This window comes from Dyadobacter sp. CECT 9275, assembly GCF_907164905.1.
Lineage (GTDB): Bacteria > Bacteroidota > Bacteroidia > Cytophagales > Spirosomataceae > Dyadobacter > Dyadobacter helix.
Map to the genome: position 1 here is coordinate 155,136 of NZ_CAJRAF010000002.1, position 19,170 is coordinate 174,305.

The 19,170-nt window shown below is 45.8% G+C and carries 17 protein-coding genes; 8 read left to right on the forward strand and 9 right to left on the reverse strand.

The window, feature by feature from the left end; genetic code table 11:
* Window positions 1–3 precede the first annotated feature (3 nt).
* The gene (locus KOE27_RS08820) at window positions 4–1,128 is read left to right on the forward strand and encodes an FAD-dependent oxidoreductase (RefSeq protein ID WP_215238525.1); all 1,125 of its coding nucleotides are present in this window, start codon (window positions 4–6) and stop codon (window positions 1,126–1,128) included.
* A 96-nt stretch (window positions 1,129–1,224) separates the two neighbouring features.
* A complete protein-coding gene (locus tag KOE27_RS08825; protein ID WP_215238526.1) occupies window positions 1,225–3,000 on the forward strand; it encodes an ABC transporter ATP-binding protein in 1,776 nt (591 codons plus the stop codon).
* 55 nt (window positions 3,001–3,055) lie between these two features.
* Here the strand turns inward: KOE27_RS08825 and KOE27_RS08830 are convergent, their stop codons facing one another.
* The 3 genes from KOE27_RS08830 to KOE27_RS08840 are packed head-to-tail and all read right to left on the reverse strand — an operon-like array spanning window position 3,056 to window position 5,690.
* The gene (locus KOE27_RS08830; protein WP_215238527.1) at window positions 3,056–3,958 is read right to left on the reverse strand and encodes a DNA-3-methyladenine glycosylase family protein; all 903 of its coding nucleotides are present in this window, start codon (window positions 3,956–3,958) and stop codon (window positions 3,056–3,058) included.
* 52 nt (window positions 3,959–4,010) lie between these two features.
* On the reverse strand, window positions 4,011–5,030 hold the full coding sequence (holA, locus tag KOE27_RS08835; protein ID WP_215238528.1) for a DNA polymerase III subunit delta: 1,020 nt from the start codon (window positions 5,028–5,030) through the stop codon (window positions 4,011–4,013).
* A gap of 57 nt (window positions 5,031–5,087) precedes the next feature.
* A complete protein-coding gene (locus KOE27_RS08840) occupies window positions 5,088–5,690 on the reverse strand; it encodes an acyl carrier protein phosphodiesterase (protein ID WP_215238529.1) in 603 nt (200 codons plus the stop codon).
* Window positions 5,691–5,788: 98 nt separating this feature from the next.
* Here KOE27_RS08840 and KOE27_RS08845 point away from each other — a divergent pair, with 98 nt between their 5' ends.
* Entirely contained in the window at window positions 5,789–6,304 is a 516-nt protein-coding gene (locus KOE27_RS08845) for an FKBP-type peptidyl-prolyl cis-trans isomerase (protein ID WP_215238530.1), read from the forward strand.
* Between the two features lie 87 nt (window positions 6,305–6,391).
* Here the strand turns inward: KOE27_RS08845 and KOE27_RS08850 are convergent, their stop codons facing one another.
* On the reverse strand, window positions 6,392–6,877 hold the full coding sequence (locus KOE27_RS08850) for a deoxycytidylate deaminase (protein ID WP_215238531.1): 486 nt from the start codon (window positions 6,875–6,877) through the stop codon (window positions 6,392–6,394).
* A 39-nt stretch (window positions 6,878–6,916) separates the two neighbouring features.
* Between KOE27_RS08850 and KOE27_RS08855 the strand changes: the two genes are divergently transcribed.
* Window positions 6,917–8,044 (forward strand): hypothetical protein, encoded by a 1,128-nt coding sequence (locus KOE27_RS08855; RefSeq protein ID WP_215238532.1) that lies wholly within the window; start codon window positions 6,917–6,919, stop codon window positions 8,042–8,044.
* On the opposite strand, the gene KOE27_RS08860 is transcribed toward KOE27_RS08855, so the two are convergent.
* The 4 genes from KOE27_RS08860 to KOE27_RS08875 are packed head-to-tail and all read right to left on the reverse strand — an operon-like array spanning window position 8,021 to window position 12,312.
* A complete protein-coding gene (locus KOE27_RS08860) occupies window positions 8,021–8,365 on the reverse strand; it encodes a hypothetical protein (protein ID WP_215238533.1) in 345 nt (114 codons plus the stop codon). The genes KOE27_RS08855 and KOE27_RS08860 overlap by 24 nt on opposite strands.
* Window positions 8,334–10,079, reverse strand: a complete 1,746-nt coding sequence (locus KOE27_RS08865; protein ID WP_215238534.1) for a ComEC/Rec2 family competence protein — start codon at window positions 10,077–10,079, stop codon at window positions 8,334–8,336. The genes KOE27_RS08860 and KOE27_RS08865 overlap by 32 nt, the downstream gene beginning before the upstream one ends.
* 6 nt (window positions 10,080–10,085) lie before the next feature.
* Window positions 10,086–11,384 carry a M43 family zinc metalloprotease gene (locus KOE27_RS08870; protein WP_215238535.1) on the reverse strand — a complete coding sequence of 433 codons (1,299 nt, stop codon included), beginning with the start codon at window positions 11,382–11,384 and terminating at the stop codon, window positions 10,086–10,088.
* The gene (locus KOE27_RS08875; RefSeq protein WP_215238536.1) at window positions 11,365–12,312 is read right to left on the reverse strand and encodes a PhoH family protein; all 948 of its coding nucleotides are present in this window, start codon (window positions 12,310–12,312) and stop codon (window positions 11,365–11,367) included. The genes KOE27_RS08870 and KOE27_RS08875 overlap by 20 nt, the downstream gene beginning before the upstream one ends.
* Before the next feature lie 237 nt (window positions 12,313–12,549).
* On the opposite strand from KOE27_RS08875, the gene dnaB reads away from it, so the two are divergent.
* Entirely contained in the window at window positions 12,550–14,157 is a 1,608-nt protein-coding gene (gene dnaB / locus KOE27_RS08880) for a replicative DNA helicase (protein WP_215238537.1), read from the forward strand.
* A 51-nt stretch (window positions 14,158–14,208) separates the two neighbouring features.
* Here dnaB and rlmD read toward each other — a convergent pair whose 3' ends face one another.
* On the reverse strand, window positions 14,209–15,612 hold the full coding sequence (gene rlmD / locus KOE27_RS08885; protein WP_215238538.1) for a 23S rRNA (uracil(1939)-C(5))-methyltransferase RlmD: 1,404 nt from the start codon (window positions 15,610–15,612) through the stop codon (window positions 14,209–14,211).
* Window positions 15,613–15,672: 60 nt separating this feature from the next.
* On the opposite strand from rlmD, the gene KOE27_RS08890 reads away from it, so the two are divergent.
* The 3 genes from KOE27_RS08890 (at window position 15,673) to KOE27_RS08900 (ending at window position 19,131) form a co-directional block, all read left to right on the forward strand.
* Window positions 15,673–17,877, forward strand: a complete 2,205-nt coding sequence (locus tag KOE27_RS08890) for a T9SS type B sorting domain-containing protein (protein ID WP_215238539.1) — start codon at window positions 15,673–15,675, stop codon at window positions 17,875–17,877.
* A gap of 101 nt (window positions 17,878–17,978) precedes the next feature.
* Window positions 17,979–18,380 carry a DoxX family membrane protein gene (locus tag KOE27_RS08895; RefSeq protein ID WP_215238540.1) on the forward strand — a complete coding sequence of 134 codons (402 nt, stop codon included), beginning with the start codon at window positions 17,979–17,981 and terminating at the stop codon, window positions 18,378–18,380.
* Window positions 18,381–18,720: 340 nt separating this feature from the next.
* Complete coding sequence (locus tag KOE27_RS08900; RefSeq protein WP_215238541.1) at window positions 18,721–19,131, forward strand: Rrf2 family transcriptional regulator; 411 nt, start codon at window positions 18,721–18,723, stop codon at window positions 19,129–19,131.
* The last annotated feature ends 39 nt before the right edge of the window (window positions 19,132–19,170 follow it).

A 19,170-nucleotide genomic window follows, 5' to 3' on the forward strand; every position in this document is an offset into this window, starting at 1 on the left:
ATCATGTTACTACAGAATAAAAAAGTTGCTATCATCGGGGCAGGACCCGTCGGTTTGATGATGGCCAAATTGTTACAGCAGAAAGGTACAGACGTAACTGTTTACGAAAGAGACAAAAATCCGATGGCCCGCATTTCCGGCGGAACACTGGACCTGCACAAAGGGGCGGGCCTGGATGCCATGGAAAAAGCCGGGTTACTGGAGCAGTACTACGCTATGGCCATACCCATGGGAAGGACTGTTGCTGATGATCAGGGGAAGGTACTGTTTTCAAAAAATGCCTCACCTATGGAACAGTATGATAATCCCGAAATCAACAGAACTGATCTGAGGCTGCTGTTGCTGGAAAGTCTGAAAGCGGGTACAGTTGTTTGGGACCGAAAATTTACTGCGCTTGATGCGAATAACGGCCAATGGACCCTGCATTTTGAAAATGAGACGTCTGCAGCGGCCGACCTCGTGATCGGTGCGAACGGTGGAATGTCTGGCGCCAGGAAATATGTAACAGACGCAACAATAGAATATACAGGTACACTCATCGTACAAGGTGAGGTGCCTGAACCTGAAACCAGCTGTCCCGGCTTCTTTCAACTGTGTAACGATAACATACTCATGACCGCCAGTCAAAACCATTTGCTGGTGGCAAACCCTAAAAACGGGGACCTGCTCACCTACAACGTAATGTTTAACAAACCAGAAGAATGGGACATGGAAAACGGGTCAAAAGATAATGCCAGTATTGCGGGGTATCTTTCCGGTAAGTTAGCGTCGTGGGATGAACGCTACAGACAGTTATTCGGTGTAACGTCCTCTTTTATAGTTTGGCCTACCAGGAAAATATCATTGGATATACCCTGGAAACATCACCGGCCGTTACCGATCACGCTCATTGGCGATGCGGCACATATTATGCCGCCATTTGCAGGCCAGGGCGTGAATACGGGGCTACTGGATGCTATGATACTGTCAGAAAACCTGACCGACGGAAGGCATGCCAGCCTGGAAGCGGCAATCCGGGACTATGAGCAAAAAATGATCGCTTATGCCTCAGAAGCTCAGGCTGAAACCAGCAGTAACGAATGGGCCATGCTTCAGCCCGATTTTTCATTTCTAAAGTTTTACCAATAATAAATACCATCCTCTGCCGCCTCTTTGCCGAATTAAATTGCCTTAGTTTTAGTTTACCCTGAAGAGCACGAGGCTCAGAGGAACCACCACCATGAGATGAAATTATTATTACACTACCTCAGCCGCTATAAGGGGCTGATTTTTCTTGCGCTGCTCCTGGCAGCAGTCAACCAGGTATTTTCACTGCTTAACCCCTACATTCTGGGTAATTACCTGATCGATCCTTATGCTAACAAGGCGGATTATTTCAGGACCAACGGACTCGATGATGCATTTTTCAAAGGTGTACTGATCGGCCTGCTCTTAATCATCGGAACAGCCATGGTATCCCGTATTGCGAAGGCATTTCAGGACTATGTCGTAAACGTCGTTATCCAGCGTTTTGGAGCCAACTTGTATACAGATGGCCTCAGGCATGCCTTACGCTTGCCGTTCCAGGACTTCGAGGATCAGAGAAGCGGTGAAACGCTTTCGGTACTCCAGAAAGTCAGGGCCGATTGCGAAAAATTCATTACTAACTTTGTGAATGTACTCTTTGCTACACTGGTTGGTATTGTGTTTGTGGTCATCGTTGCATTTAAGCTCAGCCCGATGCTCCCCGTTATTTATCTTGTTGGATCAGTGGTACTGTCGCTATTGATGAGTGTACTGAGCCGGAAGATAAAGACCATACAAAAAAGCATTGTCAGTGAAACCACCGCTTTGGCCGGCTCTACTACCGAATCACTCCGGAACATCGAACTTGTTAAAAGCCTGGGGCTTACCCAGCAGGAAATTCAGCGTCTGAATACCACTACTTTTAAAATTCTTAAACTGGAACTTAAAAAAGTAAAGAGCATCCGTTCCATTAGTTTTATTCAGGGTACATTTGTTAATTTCCTTCAGCAATGTATCATGTTCGCTTTATTGTTTTTTGTCTTTCGGGAAAAGATAACCGTCGGACAAATGATGATGATGCAGTTTTATTCATTCTTTATTTTCGGACCTCTCCAGGAACTTGGAAACGTGATCCTTTCCTATCGCGAAGCAGAAGCATCCCTGATCAACCTGCAGACATTGCTCAACCGTCCTGTTGAACTTAAACCGGCGGATCCTGTTTCCATTGGCCGGGTGGAATCTCTCCGCTTCGAGAACGTACGCTTCCAGCATCAGTCGGCCACAAGGCCCGCACTGGAGCAGATATCCTTCGAAGTAAAACGTGGTGAAACCATCGCATTTGTGGGGCCTTCGGGCTCTGGTAAAACGACCCTCGTGAAGTTGCTTGTCGGGCTTTATCAGCCTAACTCCGGTGAAATATTCTACAACAATCATAGTGGAAAAAGTATTGATTTTGACGAGATCAGGCACAAAATAGGTTTTGTCACACAGGATACCCAGTTATTTTCAGGTACTATCAAGGAGAATCTTCTTTTTGTAAACCCTTCCGCTACGGATGAAATGATCACCAGCGTTTTACAAAAAGCTGCATCCTACAACTTACTGGCCAGAGCCGACAACGGAATAGATACTGTGATAGGAGAAGGCGGACTCAAGCTTTCAGGCGGCGAGCGCCAGCGTCTGTCCATTGCGCGCGCGCTGCTTCGGAACCCGAATCTGATGATTTTTGACGAAGCAACCTCCGCACTTGATTCACTGACCGAGGAAGAAATTTCCAATACCATCAGGAGTATCACAGAGCAGCGGCAGCACATCACTGTGATGATCGCCCATAGGTTGTCAACCATTATGCATGCCGACAGAATATATGTTCTGGAAAAAGGCAATATAATCGAAATGGGCAGCCATCGGGATCTTCTGGAAGAAAAAGGATTATACTATGCCATGTGGCGCCAGCAGATTGGCGAAAGGAAAACAGAGAAGGTAATGTCCTGACTACCGGCCTGACTTAGAGATAAAAGAGGATTTTGACCATTGGCAGAATCCTCTTTTATTTTGGGGCTAAACTGCGCCACAGATAAAAAACCAGGTAACTCTCCCACCCCTTAAAACGGCTTAACAAAACATTGATTTTAGTACTTTCTTTCCTGTCAGCAATGAAATTATGGTGTTGCAAGGCTTTCAACAGCCCCACGTCCCCATGTGGTATCCCTGCCGAATCCCGCAAAGACTTCATGAGAGCATAATTCGCTGTCCATACGCCGATACCCTTAAAAGAAGTCAGTTTCTTTTGACGTGCTTCAAAATCAGGCTCATTAACAATCATTTCTCTGCTTAGCATACCTGTTTTAAAAACATTGGCCATTCCAATAATGTATTCAGCCTTTTTAAGTGAAAACTGCATGACACGCAATTCTGCCAGATCTGCCCCTGCCAAAACCTCCGGATCCGGAAAGATAAAATGGACTTCCCCCGCATATTCAATCTTACGGCCGTACCTTTCCACCAGCCTTCTTTTAAGTTTATAAGCAAATGTGAGGTTGATCTGCTGGCCTATAATACTCCAGCATAATACTTCAAAAAGATCCTCGATGCCCATCAATCTGAGTCCCTTATAATCCGTAGCCATATATGCCAGCTTCGGATCAGTTTCCAGCAACTGATAAAAGGGAGTAATATCGCGTTCCAGATCAAACCAGAAAGTGACATAATCGACAAGCTGGTTTTTTAAAGCGGTATCCGGCGCTCCGGAAAGCACCTCAATCCTCAGAAAGGCACCCTCCTCCCGGACCTTGAAAAGCAGGTCGTTACTTCCGAAAGCAACAGCCTTGGTAACGGTTGCATCCCGGATGGTATGGAGGCAGTCGTCATAGTTCCGGTTAAGAAACCATATACATTCCTGAAAACTGAATAGCGCAGGCCTGGGTATGAGCATAAGGTGATTCTCTTGCATAGCCAAAACAAGGGATACTTAGAATTAGTGAAAACCCGTTTCCTGCTTTCTTTCAATGGATTATTTTGAACACCAGCTCTTTCAGCAATTCCCCTTCCGAGGTCGAGACACCGTCCAGGCCTTTTAACCTGCCGTCACTCTCACGCAGGTAATGAATCACACGTACCACCTTGGGAAGCGGGTAGTTGCGCAAGGCCGTCATATAATCCTTCACGAAGTATGGATTTACACCAAGTGAAGCGGCAAGCCCCTTCTCTGACTTATCGGCACTGGCGTGTGCCAGTAACACTTTGGAAAAGAAATTGTACAGAATAATCAGGATCGGAGCCAGCGGATTATCCTTTGCGTTGGCCGAAAAATAGGAGATGATCTGATTGGCCTTCATCACGTCGCGCATGATCAGGGCCTTCTGAAATTCAAACACATTGTATTCCTTACTGATACCCACAAAACGCTCAACCACCTCGGCATCTATTCCCTGATCCACCCTCAGGTTTACCATGATCTTTCGGATTTCGTTGGAAAGCCGTTTAAGGTCATTTCCAATGTTATCCACAAGCATTTGAATGGCCTTGGGACTAATTTTCACTCCTTCATTCTGGCAAAAGGAAGTTACCCACTCCGGAAGCTTGTTGTCGTACATTTTTTTCGACTGCACCACCACACCGTGCGTATTCATGGCTTTTACAAACACCTTGCGCTCGTCAGCGTTGGCATGAAAACAAAATACAAGGACAGTACTAGGCGGAGGATTATTGGCATATTCTTCCAGCCGGGTCTGGCTCTCTTTCTGGTCAATGCCACCAAGTTTATGGGCTTCCTTTACCAGTACCAGCTGCCGTTCGGCCATAAAGGGAAACCTGCGCGCATAGCTCAGTACTCCGGCAACGTCGGTATCTTTTCCGTAGAGTACAAACTGGTTAAAACCTCTTTCTGACTCGGGGACGATCCTTGATTCAAGTTCTTCCGCTATTAAATCAATATAAAAAGGCTCGTCTCCATGAAGGAAATATAACGGCTTATATCTTTTTGCCCTGATATCTTTGAGTACGGCATCCGGCGTTTGCGCCATGGTATAACGGGTTGAAGTAGGTTATTAACAAAGCCGAAATTAATACAGATTCCCGCTTTATGAATGTCCCGTACGGATAAAATTATCGGCAGCCAGTGAGAGTTGCGGATAAAACTGAAGGAAACATTTTTCGTAAAACAGCTCATTCTCCCTCAGTTCCAGACCTGCGTACCGGATCGGTTCCAGATAACTTGCCCTTCCCGACATACGTTGAAATGTAAGATCTATACCTTCAAAAGTGGCATAACCCGCAAGCCAGTCTTGCCTGATCATACTCCGCAACATAGGTTTCATTTCTGCCGGAAGAAAATTTTCATTCCTTTCGATGACCCCGTACATCTGCTGAGCATAAAAGGTCAGGTCCTGGCCCGAGATTTCAAAAAAATGTTTTGCAAGAAAATAATCAAAATAAATATCGATGATAATCCCTGACAGCTTTCCGAAAAGTCGGGATACCATTTTCTTGGCTTCCCTCACAGCCGGGTGCGCATCCGTAAAGGAATCAATATACCGGTGCAGCCTCAGGCCCAGCAGATAATCCTGATCCCAGTTAACGGTTCTTTCCACAGTTAAACGGCCTTTGATAAAATCGCCCGCATAATTCCCCAAAATAACCCTTTCGTTATCTCCGGATAGCAATAAATGGGCTAAAAAATTCATAGGAATGGCATTGTAACAAAATTGCCGTACGTTTGTCTTATTCTATCTTTGGAGGAATAATTCTTGTACAACAACCATTATTTTAATCAAACAAGCAAATGAAAGTTGAAAAAAATAACGTGATAGCGTTAGTATATACACTTCAGATTCCGGATAGTGACGGCGAAATGGATATTGTAGAAGTAGTAACGGAAGAAGATCCGATGTATTTCATTCAGGGCATCAGCGGTTTGCCGGAGGGCTTTGAAAACCAGATCGAAGGACTTGCCGTAGGCGACCATTTTGAATTCACTGTTTCGCCTGAAGCAGGTTATGGAGAGTTTGATCCCGAAGCAATTGTAGATCTGCCCAAGTCTGTATTCCAGATGCCGGATGTTGACCAGGAAGAATTGCTTCAGATTGGCAATATCATCCCTATGACCAACGAAGAGGGAGAGCGTATGCACGGCCAGGTTGTGGAAATAAAGGAAGATGTGGTGATCATGAATTTCAATCACCCGCTCGCTGGCAAAGAGATGCACTTCGAAGGAAAGATCCTCAGTATCAGACCGGCTACTCAGGAAGAGATCAGCCATGGCCATGTTCATGGTGAAGGCGGTGTACATCATCACTGAGCATGAACCTGTTTTCCAAAAATGAATAATGTACAGCATAATTATGCTTTACATTATTCATGGATACCCGCCGATTATTTCGCTACATTAAGAACCCTCGGCCGGGGCGTACTGTTCCACTTCCACTCCGAACCTCTTAAGGAACTCAACACCTTCTTCCACCGCAATTCCCTTATAAGCTGCATACGAATGAAGAAAAATCACCCTTTTGATTTTCATCGTATAAATAACCCGCGCACACGCAATACATGGCGCCAGCGTTACGTATAAAGTGGAACCCTCGATGTTGGACCCGTTTTTAACCGCAAAAAGAATTGCATTCTGTTCGGCATGCAGTGCCAGCGAACAACTTCCTTTTGCATCCCTCGGACAGCCTACTTCCGGGAATTCTTCATCACAATTGTGTGTCCCTGCCGGTGGACCGTTATAACCAATGGAAATTATTCGGGTATCTTTGGTTAGTACAGCGCCTACCTGCGCTTTAATACAGTGGGAGCGCTTGGCCAGGTTTTTTGCCAGATCCATAAAAATCTCGGCAAATTCAGGGCGGATATCGGCAGTTAATGGAGTCATTGGCAATGTACTGAAATGAGATGCAAACTTAGATAAACCATGGGTGCTATTCAACAAAGGATGATAAGAAAGCTGAAAAAGGTACTTTGTTTATTGCTGTTGATATGTTATGCCTCGTATGCCTATGCCCAGTATACACCCGTACTGCTCACTTTAAAAAGAGAATCTCCTGCTGTCAAATCATTCGATTTTTACGTTCTGGACGTTGAAGACAGCCGAAAAATACCTGGCGCCCGCATTGGGAACGTAATCTCCCTGGGAAAAGATTCACCGCTGCTCTTACCGTCCAAAGCGGAGAAAGAATTGTATCAGTACTGGAATGGCGCTGCACCGTATAAAAACGACAAACTGCTACCAGTATACATAACCATTAAACATTTAGAGGTATCAGAAAAAAGAATCGCTTCCAACGGGGTTGCCGGTCAGGCCAAACTTTCGGTTTCGTTCAGATGGTACCGAAATATGCAGCCAGTGGAGCTGACAGCCTTTGACGTCGGGGCATCTTATACCAGGCCGGAAACCAGTTTGGTGTATACCCAAATCATTCCTCAGCTACTGGATCAGGCATTGGCCAACTTCAACAAATGGATGAAACTTAACACCGGTAAAAATCCTGCCCTATCCCGAAATATTGTATTGGTATTCAAGGAGATAACGAATTCAAAAAACACAGATACCGTTTTTTATCACCCGGCAAGGCCATTGGTCTGGGATGATTTCCGTGCCAAAAATTTCAGGCCAGGAAGCAGATATGCAGCAGCAGTATTTTCCAGCTTCGCGTATGAAGGATATTCCTACACCAAAGGAGAAGATATGATACTGGAAATCGGTTTAAAGGTTTTTATGGTCAAGGATAATTCGTGGGCGAGGCCGGAATCCCGCGACGACAGTACATTACGCCATGAACAGCTGCATTTTGACCTGACCCGTATCGTGGCAGAACGGTTTAAGGACAGGCTTCGCAAGGCAGACCTTACCATTGAAGATCATGACAGCGAAATTCAGTACCAGTTCCTGGAAACCTTTCGTGAGATAAACGAGGAGCAGCAAAAGTATGATATAGGAACGGGGCACGGACTTCAGGCAGGTGCCCAGGCAGACTGGGACCGGAAAATTTCCGCTCAGATCAAGGAGATTTACCCTTCAAAAAGCCAGCCCGCCTTTTGACAGGTCATGAAAAGGCATTTGCCTGTCCTCAAAAACACTTAACAATTTTTTAACCTGATAACTTTTAATTTCACCACTCGGAACCAGTACCGTCTTGCCGGAAGCCCTCAGATACTTAACGTCCAACTCCCTGCTGATCAGCGCCAAATCTGCGTTCTGAACAGCACGAGTATACCCGCCCAGGTACACGAGCTGATCCTGCCAGCAAACCAATACTCCGTTTCTGGTCTTTCTGTATTTTAGTCCCTCCCGGCCATTTGTGATGTATGTCGTATCCAAAATCCCTTCATTAACCGCATAGTTTTTTAAGATGAAAATCATAAGCACTTTTGTCGCTGTAAAAATCCGGATCACTTAAAATATACAATCTATCCCCCATTTTAAAACTTGCTACCGAATGCCGCGGGACCGAATGAATATAGCCTTTGGGGGTATAAAAACGCTGGACTGAAACAGACAGGGAATAAAGAACAAAAACAAAGGTGATGACCGTACCCAGCTGAAAATAACGTACAGACCGGTAGTGATAACCCAGCCATACCACACCCAGTAACCCATATAACAACAGGATCTCGACGATATCAAGCCACAGATTTTCTACGAGATAAAAGGGAAGATTTTTGGGAATAGTAACAAAAAAGTTTGTAAGACTGGCGCACAGGTCCACCAGCCAGCTAACCGCGCTTTGCAGCCAGTCGATAGAAAAAATACTGGCTAGGAGTAAAACCAAGGCACCTTGCAAAAGCAGGTCGGTCAGGAGAATAACCGCAGGGTTGATCAGCCAGAAATAAAACGGGAACTGATGAAAATAAAATATGCTCAACGGAAAAGTGGCCAGTTGGGCGGCAAAAGACAAGGCGGTAATATCCCACAGATATTGAACGGCCTTCTTTCGGGGCGAAAAACAGTTTTGAATGGGTTTGAAAAAAAGAAAAATACCGAGCATGGCCAGGTAGGAAAGCTGGAAACCGATGTCGTAGAGGGCGCCAGGGTCAAAAAGCAATATCAGGAAGGCCGAAAGGGCAAGCGTGTTTACTGGTTCACTCTTTCGGCCGAATACCTCCGCCAGCAGAAAAACGATACTCATCAGCGTGGCCCGCTGGACGGAAGGAGGCAAGCCTGTAACAAGGGCATAAAAAGTAAGAATTGCCATCAGCAGAGCCAGATAAACATATTTCCCCCCTTTCAACTTTTTCAGCCAGCCCAGCAGTTTACCGAAAACAACGAACAGCACCATGACATGCAAACCCGAAACAGACAGAATATGCACAGTACCCGAAACGGTATAATCTTCCACCTGGCCGGACCGGAGATCATCCCTTCGGCCGAGTATCATGGCTTTTACAAGACCGTAGGATCGGTCGTCAGGCATATTTTCCCTGAAAACACCATCCGCCCATTCGGATACCCGAAGGTTGAGGTATCTCCAGTTGTCGTTGAAGGATCTGCTGCTTACCAGGCGATAACTGCTTCCATACCAGTAGTCTGCGAACACAAAACCTTTGTTCCACAAATAATCGTGATAGTCGAATTCGTAAGGATTCAACGCCGCACCCGGTATTTCCAGTTGCCCTTTGACCAAAACACGGTCCCCGGGCCTGGGGACAAATTCTGCATCCAAAGGAATACTGATCATCGCTCGGGCTCGGAGGAACGTCCACGTACCCTGCGTGCTAAAACTTTCTGTTTCCGCTTCCAGTCGAAGGGACCTGGCCCTTTTTTCCGGAAGTGATTTAATAATGACCACGTAGGCGTCATGCGTGGCTATCACCGGATTTTCCAACACCTCCCGAAGCAGGCTGTTACGATAGACCTCTGAAAAAATACCTGCTGTAACCAGAAAAGAATTTACCACAATACCCGCAGTTATCCTGTTTTGGAACCGGATGAACAGAAGGCACACCCAAAAAAATAGAATAACACCAACTACCTGCCAGAGTAACGGCCAGTTAGTCAAAACCGAGAAAGCCGCCCCCAACAGAAGGCCGGCCATGTAGCAGATTACAAAACCCGCGAACGGGGCTCTTGACAACATATCCTGTTACCGGATTAAAAAGCGCTTCGTTACGCTTTCATTGTCTGTAGTTACCCGAAGGAAATACAAACCCGAAGGATAGTCCATAACGTTTATTTGTGCCCAGTTGGTGATTCCACTCACCATTTTCACACCTCTTACATTGAATACATCAACACTGAAAGACTGAAAATCAGGCGTATAGATATCTGCACTTAACACTTTATCAACCGGATTCGGATAAATATTGACCAGAATATTTTTATCCGTCCGCCTGGTATTCTCTACGAGTTTTGCCCTTCTGGGGCTTAACACAAGTACAGCATGCATTCTGGCAGTCTGATCGGCAGTAAAAATGCTCATACACCTGTCAGGAGAGTAGTCCATGTAGTTTTCAGTCATGTTCCGGCTCAAGAAACCTTCACAACGGGAAAAAACAGGCCGACAGGCCAAATCGGTAGCTTTATTCCAGGACTGAGCCACCGGAGTATCGTCACAAAAATCAGAGGCACAATTGCCATCTCCCCAGATATGTTTTAATCCCAGCCAATGGCCCACTTCGTGGGTGGTAGTCCGGCCGATGTCATAGAGACTGTTGGTTACCGAAGCCGCGTTTCTTCCGAAATATCTGTAATCAATGATGACACCGTCGGTAAGGGCATTATCTCTTTCCTGCGAGGTACTTAATCCCTGTGTTTCAGGCGTTATTTCGGTTACCAGTGGAAACTGGGATGTTCCCAGGTACCCGGCAGAAAACTGGCAAGTCCAGATGTTCAGATACCGGTCTGTCGGCCAGGGCGGGGACGCAGCAGCTACTTTGGGCCCGTCTGTAAGCGCATTAAACTCAGCGATCGGGGTATAAGCCCTCACTACTTTAACCAGCCGGAAACGGATTTTGGTGTCAACGGCCAGGGAATCAGTGTAAAATCCCTTGTAGCCTGATGCGTTCGCGTAGTCTTCATTTAATACATCTATCTGGCTCTGTATCTGCTCCAGTGGAATATTAGGGTCGTTCGCCCGGCCAGTCCCCGCCTGGTCACCGGCATTTGGGGAATTATGCAGCACATGCACCACCACCGGTATGGTAACCTCCTCAATAGTCGCCGTCCTCAGGCCAGCACCCTTGCGGTGAAGATATTCTTGAATCATCTGCTCCGACCGGATGCCGAGTTGCCGCAGGGAAGGATTTCTGACCAATTTGATGGAGTCGGAATGGGCAGCGGCACACCTGATCACAGTTGCTGTGTCTGTTTGTGCCACTGCATTCACCGTGGTTACCGATAAACAGATTAAACCAAGGAGAATATTACGACTCAGATTTTTCATAAGCTGCCAGGATATCTCGTACAAGGCGGTGCCGCACCACATCACTTCCATCCAGTTCCACAAAACTAATTCCCTTAATTCCCTTCAGAACCGACAGCGAGTCTATCAAACCCGACTTAAGATTTTTGGGAAGATCAATTTGTGACTTATCCCCGGTAATGATTGCCTTACTGCTGGGGCCCATCCTGGTCAGGAACATTTTCATCTGCATGGGAGTCGTATTCTGTGCCTCATCCAGCAAAATAAAGGCATTATTCAGCGTTCTTCCGCGCATGTAGGCCAAAGGAGCTATCTCTATCACCCTGCTTTCCAAATACAATTTCAACTTTTCCGGGGCAATCATATCGTCCAGGGCGTCATAGATCGGCCTCAGGTACGGATCAATTTTTTCTTTAAGATCCCCGGGCAAAAATCCAAGGTTTTCCCCCGCTTCCACGGCCGGACGGGTAATAATGATCTTCCTTACTTCTTTGTTTTTCAGCGCTCTTACCGCAATTGCCACGGCTGTGTACGTTTTTCCCGTTCCCGCGGGCCCCACTGCAAACACCAGATCAAACTTTGAAGCTGCCTCTACCAGTGCTTTCTGATTTTTGGTTTTGGCCTTCACCACCAGCCCCTTGTTACCGTAAATAATCACGTCGTCATCATCATCCGCACTCTTCACCGGCGACTTATCTATTCCATTCAGGTAACCTTTAACATTTTCATTGGTAACCTTGCCGTACTTCTGGTAATGTGCTACGAGAGAATCCAGTAAATCGGTGATGCGGATAATTTCAGGAGCTGTCCCCTGAATCCTGATCTCATTTCCCCTTGAAATAATTTTACTCTGAGGAAAAGCGGCGGCCACTTCTTTGATGTTCGAATTGTGAATTCCCAGAAAGTCAACCATGGATACGTCTTCGAGCGTTATAATTTTTTCTAGCAAATGAATTGATGTTTAGTGTTTATTATTTCGTCTAAAATTTAGTAATAATAACCAAGATTCCGAGGATTCCAATTCATATAAATTGAATAATCCGGGAAATTTAACGCTGAAAAATAAAATTCAGATGATCAACTATTTCATTATCAGCACCAGACAAAACCCTGAAAATCCTGATTAAAAATGTTGTTCTCCATTCCCTTTTCTGCTTGAGTTGCAATGACTAATTTTGTAATAATCATGGAGAACCAAAACACCCCCAACTTCAATAAAACCGGTAACAGGCAAAATGCCGGCAGAAAGCCAATAGGTACCCGAACACCTGGTTTGGAACAGACTTTCAGCAAATTGCCTCCACAGGCAATCGATCTGGAAGAGGCTGTCCTGGGCGCCCTGATGATCGAAAAGGATGCCCTTACGGCTGTTGCTGATATTCTCAGACCTGAGAGTTTTTACAAAGAGGCTCATCAGCGTATTTACAAGGCGATCATTACACTCTTCGCTGATTCCGAACCGATTGATATGCTGACCGTAACTTCCAAATTACGAAGTACTGCGGAGCTTGAAATCATTGGCGGTGCGGCCTATATCATGGAACTCACGTCGCGTGTGAACTCTGCCGCGAACATTGAATTCCACGCACGGATCATATCCCAGGCTTCTATCAAGCGGGAGCTGATCAAGATCTCTTCTGAAATTCAGCGGGAAGCATTTGAGGATACCACTGATGTATTCCGGCTGCTGGATAAAACTGAGCAAGCCCTTTTTCAGATCTCGGAATCAAATATTAAAAAGAACTACTCTGATATGGGTGCGCTCATGCGCCAGGCGCTTGCCGAACTTGATCAGAAAAAAAATAATAAAGACGGTCTCACAGGGGTACCCTCGGGTTTCAGTGCGCTGGACAGGCTTACCTCTGGCTGGCAGAAGACCGAACTCATGATCCTTGCCGCACGTCCGGGTATGGGAAAAACGGCTTTTGTGGTTTCCTCGCTGAGAAATGCGGCTGTGGATTTTAATATGCCCGTTGCGATATTCTCCCTTGAGATGTCGTCCGTACAGCTGGTAAATCGTCTGATATCTGCCGAAGCTGAGATTGACAGTGAGAAGATCAGGAAGGGAAGCCTTGCCCCGCACGAATGGGAGCAGCTTCATCACCGTATTCACCGGCTCACAAACGCCCCTATATTCATTGACGATACCCCTGCCCTGTCCATCCTGGAACTACGGGCCAAATGCCGCCGTCTGAAAGCACAGCATGATATCCAGATGATCGTGATTGACTACCTTCAGCTGATGACCGGGGATACCGGCGGCAAAGGGGCAGGCAACAGGGAACAGGAAATTGCAATGATTTCAAGATCGTTGAAAAACCTGGCAAAAGAGCTGGACGTACCGGTGATCGCACTTTCCCAGCTGAGCCGTGCCGTGGAAACCCGTGGAGGTGAAAAGCGCCCCCAGCTTTCCGATTTACGGGAATCCGGGTCCATTGAGCAGGATGCCGACATGGTTATCTTTCTCTATCGTCCCGAATACTACGGTATTACTGAAGATGAATCCGGGAATTCCGTAGCCGGAATTGGTGAGGTAATCCTGGCCAAAAACCGTGCGGGTTCGCTGGATACCATTCAGCTCCGGTTTATTGGCAAGTATACTAAATTTGCTGATCTGGACAGTCAGTTCGCACCTGCACCCTACTCCATGGACAGGCCAATACAAACCTCAAATCCCATCGCGTCTTTTGAAAGTAATTCTCCCGCGGCCAATAACGGTGGTACGCTTCGCAGCCGCGCCAACGATCTCAGTAACTTCGATTACAAAGGTCCCGACAGCGAGCCTCCGTTTTAATATCATTTGAGGTAAAGGGGATGGGAAAGCCAAACCCTTTACCTGGGCTTCCTACGCTTGTTTTCTTACCAGCAGGGCTACATTCTCCACATGGTGGGTATTTGGGAACATATCGACCGGCTGAACGCGTGTTACCTCATAATCATCGGCCATCAGGGCCAGGTCCCGCGCCTGAGTTGCCGTATTGCAGCTTACATACACAATTTTATCGGGTGCAGCTTTGAGGATTGTTTCGGTTACCGGCACATCCATTCCGGCGCGTGGCGGATCGGTGATGATCACGTCGGGCCGGCCGTGTTTGGCCAGGAAATCTTCGTTCATGACGGCACGCATATCTCCCGCAAAAAAAGCGGTATTGGTTATACCGTTGATATCCGAATTGATACGCGCATCCTGTACCGCTGCTTCAACGTATTCCACCCCTATTACTTTTCTGGCCTGAGATGCTACAAAATTGGCAATGGTACCGGTACCTGTATATAAATCGTACACCAGCTCATTGCCGGTCAGTCCGGCATACTCCCTTGCCACTTTAAAAAGATTATAAGCCTGTTCCGAATTAGTCTGGTAAAATGATTTTGGGCCAACCAAAAAAGTGAGATGCTCCATGGTCTCCCTGATGGTGGTGGTACCGGCGTAATGAATCACCTCCTGGTCCTGGTAACTATCATTTCCCTTCAGATTAATGATATAATTCAGTGAGGTGATTTCTGGGTGATTCTGCAGCAGATACTGCATGGTTGCCTCTACTGCTTCCTCGTTATTTTCTCCGAACTGGACAATCACCATAACATCACCGGAATTGGCGGTACGGATAATCACATTCCGCAGTACACCCACATTAAAACGGACATCATAATAAGGTATCCCGCTGGCCTCCCCAAACCGGTGCAGTGAATTTCGTATAGCATTGGAAGGATCGGCCTGAAGATGGCAGTGATCTACAGTAAAAATCTTGTCAAATCTTTTTGGAACGTGAAAGCCCAGTGCCGTTTTTGTAAAACTTTCGCCCGACTCCATTTGCTCTTTAGTCAGCCAGCGCCAGTTTGAAAAAGTAAATTCCAGCTTATTACGGTAATACTCCGTTGCCGGAGCGCCGATAATAGGATTAATCGCCACATTTTTAATATGGCCTATCCGTTCAAAATGATCCACCACCTGCTGCCGTTTAAACCGGAGCTGGTGCTCGTAAGCAATATGCTGCCATTTACACCCTCCGCAAACCCCAAAATGATCACAATAGGGATCCACACGCAATGCTGACCTGGAATGAATTTTAGTGACAATTGCTTCCTTCAGTTTCTTTTTGGTTTTGACAACCTGCAGGTCCACTATGTCACCAGGTGCTACATTTCCTTCTACAAAAACTACTCCTTCATTAGATTTATAAATACATTTACCTTCTGCAGCGAAATCAGTAATTTCAACGTAGTCATATTTTAGATTCTTTGGCATATTTTTGTTTATTTCTCAAATCAAATCCTATCGGAAAATTCCTTTACTTTCCAGCTAGCCATGAAATACAGGTTTACCTTTCTTATACTCTTACTTTTAGCATTCTGTAAGGCACAAGCAACCCATATTGTAGGCGGTCAGCTTTTTATCAAAGCCAATTCAAACGCTGGTAACATCTATACACTCGGGCTGACCATGTATTTTGACGCCCTCAACGGAAACCCCGGTGCCGAAGATGCCTATGTAAATATTTACGTATTCCGGAAACGCGACAACGCGGCTGTCGGATACGTTCAGGCCCCAAAAATAGAACGAAAATCCGTCACCTACTCCAATCCGACCTGCGGAATTTCTACTTTGCAAACATACATGATCACCTATGCCATTGATGCAAGGCTTGAAATATCGGCATTTTCTGATCCGCAAGGTTATTATATGGTGTGGGACCGGTGCTGCCGAAACGGTACAATTACCAATATCCAGGCCCCTGGCGACGCCGGAAGTATTTTTTATCTGGAATTTCCGCCGATTGTAAAAAACAATACTGCTTACCTCAATTCTTCTCCTGTTTTCCCGGCCATTCAGGGCGATTATGCCTGTGTGAATACTCCATTCAATTTTGATTTCGGTGGTACCGATGCAGATGGCGACAGCCTCACTTACACGCTCGTCACGCCGCGACAAGGCTTTTCTAACAAGGACAACCCGAGCGCGCCAGCCATTGGCTCGTCCAGTTATCCCCGGCTCACGTGGGTCAGCGGAATTTCTGAGGCCAACATTATTCCCGGTCCACGGCCTCTGACCGTCAATCCACGAACAGGTATGCTGTCTGTTACACCAGGAAACGTCGGTCTCTATGTTTTCGCGGTTCAGGTAGATGAATACAGAAACGGTAGCAAAATTGGTACGCTTACCCGCGATTTTCAGTTAAAAGTAGTGGACTGCCCCAAATCCGATCCTCCCAAACTGATGCTCAGACCAAAAGGATCCAGTACTTTCTACACTGAAAATCAGATTTTAACGGTAAAAAGTACTGATCCCAACTGTTTTGAAGTGATGGTGACCGACCCTACCGCCAATCAGCTCATCAGTATCAGCGGAGAGACCATAAACGCTAACAAAAACTATTTTTCTATTCTTCCTGCCGAACTTAAAACTACGCTTGGGAACGATACCTTAAAATTTGAAGTATGTCTGGACGATTGTTTTATCACCTACGATAACCGTCCGCTCCGTATTCAGCTGGTTGCTGAGGATGAAAGTTGCCCTATCCCCCTGAGTGATACCCTAACCATTTTCATACGGCGCGAAAACAATGCAAATAATGCTCCTGCCATTACTACTTCTCTGACCAGCGACTATGTGCATGTGTCTGCTGGCAGTCCGGTCAGTTTCATTGTCTATGGAAAAGATACCGATCAGGATAACCTTACCTTGTCCGGGAAAGGCAGGGATTTCGCTCTCACCAGTTATGCCATGGACTTTAAAAACGCCACGGGAAAGGGCTCTGTGCAGCAGAATTTTAACTGGACTCCGCCCTGTAACGCTAAAAAGGGTGATACCCTTGCCGTCGATTTTTCGGTGAACGACATGCGCTGCGAAGGCAATCCGCTTACAAAATCCAAAACGGTTTATTTTATCGTAGACCAATCGCCTAACAATCCCCCGTCTATCACTACTTCCTTACCTGAAGTATCCGTGAGTTATGCCCTGGGAACCAGCGGAGAAATAAATTTCGACGTCATCGGCAGCGATATCGATACCAATACCATATCAGTAACAGCTCAGGGACGAGGTTTTGACATGCGCAGCCTCGGAATGACCTTTTCCGGCAAAAGCGGTACCAGTAAAGTAATTGCTCCCTATTCATGGAATCCCGATTGCGCACTTCTCGAAGGCAGTGATCAGAAAACATTCACTGTCGATTTTATGGTCTCGGATAAAAGCTGTACTTCATCCACAGACACCATCAGCGTAAATCTGACCATATCCGACAGCGAAAAACAAGAAATGCCCGAAATCCCTAACGTAATTACACCCAATGGAGACGGAAAAAATGATTGTCTGGTATTGGAAGATTTACCCGCCGACAACTGCGCAGAACAGTTTAAGGACGTCACGGTATTCAACAGATGGGGAAAACAGATTTATTACTCCAAAGTAAAACAAAACTGGTGCCCCACCAACCTCTCCGGCGGTTATTACTACTATGTGATCCGCTATACCAGCCAATCCGTAAAGGGAGGGCTGACACTTCTAAAATAAGTGTTACATAAGAGGTTCTCGAACGACTGGATCTGGAGAAACTCCTTAATTCAACGAAAGAAGTGTATGCTTAAGGATCATTCATGCAAGCCAAAACAACTATGAAACATTTCAGTATCTCATTTTTCCTAGCCAGAATCGCCATTGGCATGAGTATGTTTGGCCATGGACTGGTACGAATTCCCAAACTTACCCAGTTTGCGGCCGGTATGTCCGAAAAATTCCAGAAATCCATTCTCCCGGACTTTCTCGTGGCTCCATTCGGATATATTCTGCCGGTGGCCGAATTTATCATTGGTCTGCTGATATTACTGGGCTTATTCACCCGCTTATCCCTTATTGCAGGAGCGCTGGTAATGGTGACGCTGATCTTTGGAACATCCATGATCGAAGACTGGGGAGCTATCCCATCGCAACTGATCCATACGGCTTTTTTCTGCATACTTTTAGATCAAACAGAAAAGGCCAAAACATATTCGCTGGATTCTGCTTTTGAAAAGTAAAGTATTAACCTGCCATACGAAATGCAGTCATCTTATGGAAAGTATAAACAGTGAAACAATGGTATACTTTCCATAAGGAAAATACATCTTTAAAATCCTAAAAATAAATACCTTTTAATACTTTTAATATTAATTATACGTATAATAAAAACAAAAGTATACAAAACAAAAAGCTCATTGTGAGACATTTACGGTTTATTACCTGATGATGATACCAATAGGCACTTCACTCCTTATCATTTTTTAGCCCAAACAACTTCCTTTCGGTAGCAGTAAAAAAATCCTGAAACATTGAACTTTTCACTAAGCAGGATTGTACTGTAACAAATTAAGTTACAGAATGAACAACGGTCGCTTTGCTATTTCAGTGCATATATTAACGCTTCTGGCCACGGCGGATTCGGAATGGACATCCTCCGAATATCTCGCAGGAAGCATTAATATTAATCCTGTTTTAGTCCGCAAAGAACTTACCAACCTGCGAAACCATGGCTTGGTGATCAGCAAAGAAGGCAAAGCCGGAGGAAGCAAATTAAGTAAACCGGCAGATGCCATTTCTATGGCCGATGTTTACAAGATCGTACGGCAGCAGGATTTTCTGGGTAAAGCAGTAAACGTTCCAAATCCGGACTGCCCTATTGGCCGGAAGATTAATAACCACCTGGACAGCCTATATGCGGACGCGGAAAAAGTGCTTATACAAAGTCTGGGGAATACTTCTCTGGCGCAATTCACGGATAAATTCTCGTAATTTTTTTAACCAAAACTGTAACAAATTTTATTTCAGTAT

Coding starts and splice junctions, on each gene's coding strand:
- KOE27_RS08820 (WP_215238525.1), top strand. CDS start 4: ATGTTACTACAGAATAAAAAAGTTGCTATCATCGGGGCAGGACCCGTC.
- KOE27_RS08825 (WP_215238526.1), top strand. CDS start 1,225: ATGAAATTATTATTACACTACCTCAGCCGCTATAAGGGGCTGATTTTT.
- KOE27_RS08830 (WP_215238527.1), bottom strand. CDS start 3,958: ATGCAAGAGAATCACCTTATGCTCATACCCAGGCCTGCGCTATTCAGT.
- holA (WP_215238528.1), bottom strand. CDS start 5,030: ATGGCGCAAACGCCGGATGCCGTACTCAAAGATATCAGGGCAAAAAGA.
- KOE27_RS08840 (WP_215238529.1), bottom strand. CDS start 5,690: ATGAATTTTTTAGCCCATTTATTGCTATCCGGAGATAACGAAAGGGTT.
- KOE27_RS08845 (WP_215238530.1), top strand. CDS start 5,789: ATGAAAGTTGAAAAAAATAACGTGATAGCGTTAGTATATACACTTCAG.
- KOE27_RS08850 (WP_215238531.1), bottom strand. CDS start 6,877: ATGACTCCATTAACTGCCGATATCCGCCCTGAATTTGCCGAGATTTTT.
- KOE27_RS08855 (WP_215238532.1), top strand. CDS start 6,917: ATGGGTGCTATTCAACAAAGGATGATAAGAAAGCTGAAAAAGGTACTT.
- KOE27_RS08860 (WP_215238533.1), bottom strand. CDS start 8,365: ATGATTTTCATCTTAAAAAACTATGCGGTTAATGAAGGGATTTTGGAT.
- KOE27_RS08865 (WP_215238534.1), bottom strand. CDS start 10,079: ATGTTGTCAAGAGCCCCGTTCGCGGGTTTTGTAATCTGCTACATGGCC.
- KOE27_RS08870 (WP_215238535.1), bottom strand. CDS start 11,384: ATGAAAAATCTGAGTCGTAATATTCTCCTTGGTTTAATCTGTTTATCG.
- dnaB (WP_215238537.1), top strand. CDS start 12,550: ATGGAGAACCAAAACACCCCCAACTTCAATAAAACCGGTAACAGGCAA.
- rlmD (WP_215238538.1), bottom strand. CDS start 15,612: ATGCCAAAGAATCTAAAATATGACTACGTTGAAATTACTGATTTCGCT.
- KOE27_RS08890 (WP_215238539.1), top strand. CDS start 15,673: ATGAAATACAGGTTTACCTTTCTTATACTCTTACTTTTAGCATTCTGT.
- KOE27_RS08895 (WP_215238540.1), top strand. CDS start 17,979: ATGAAACATTTCAGTATCTCATTTTTCCTAGCCAGAATCGCCATTGGC.
- KOE27_RS08900 (WP_215238541.1), top strand. CDS start 18,721: ATGAACAACGGTCGCTTTGCTATTTCAGTGCATATATTAACGCTTCTG.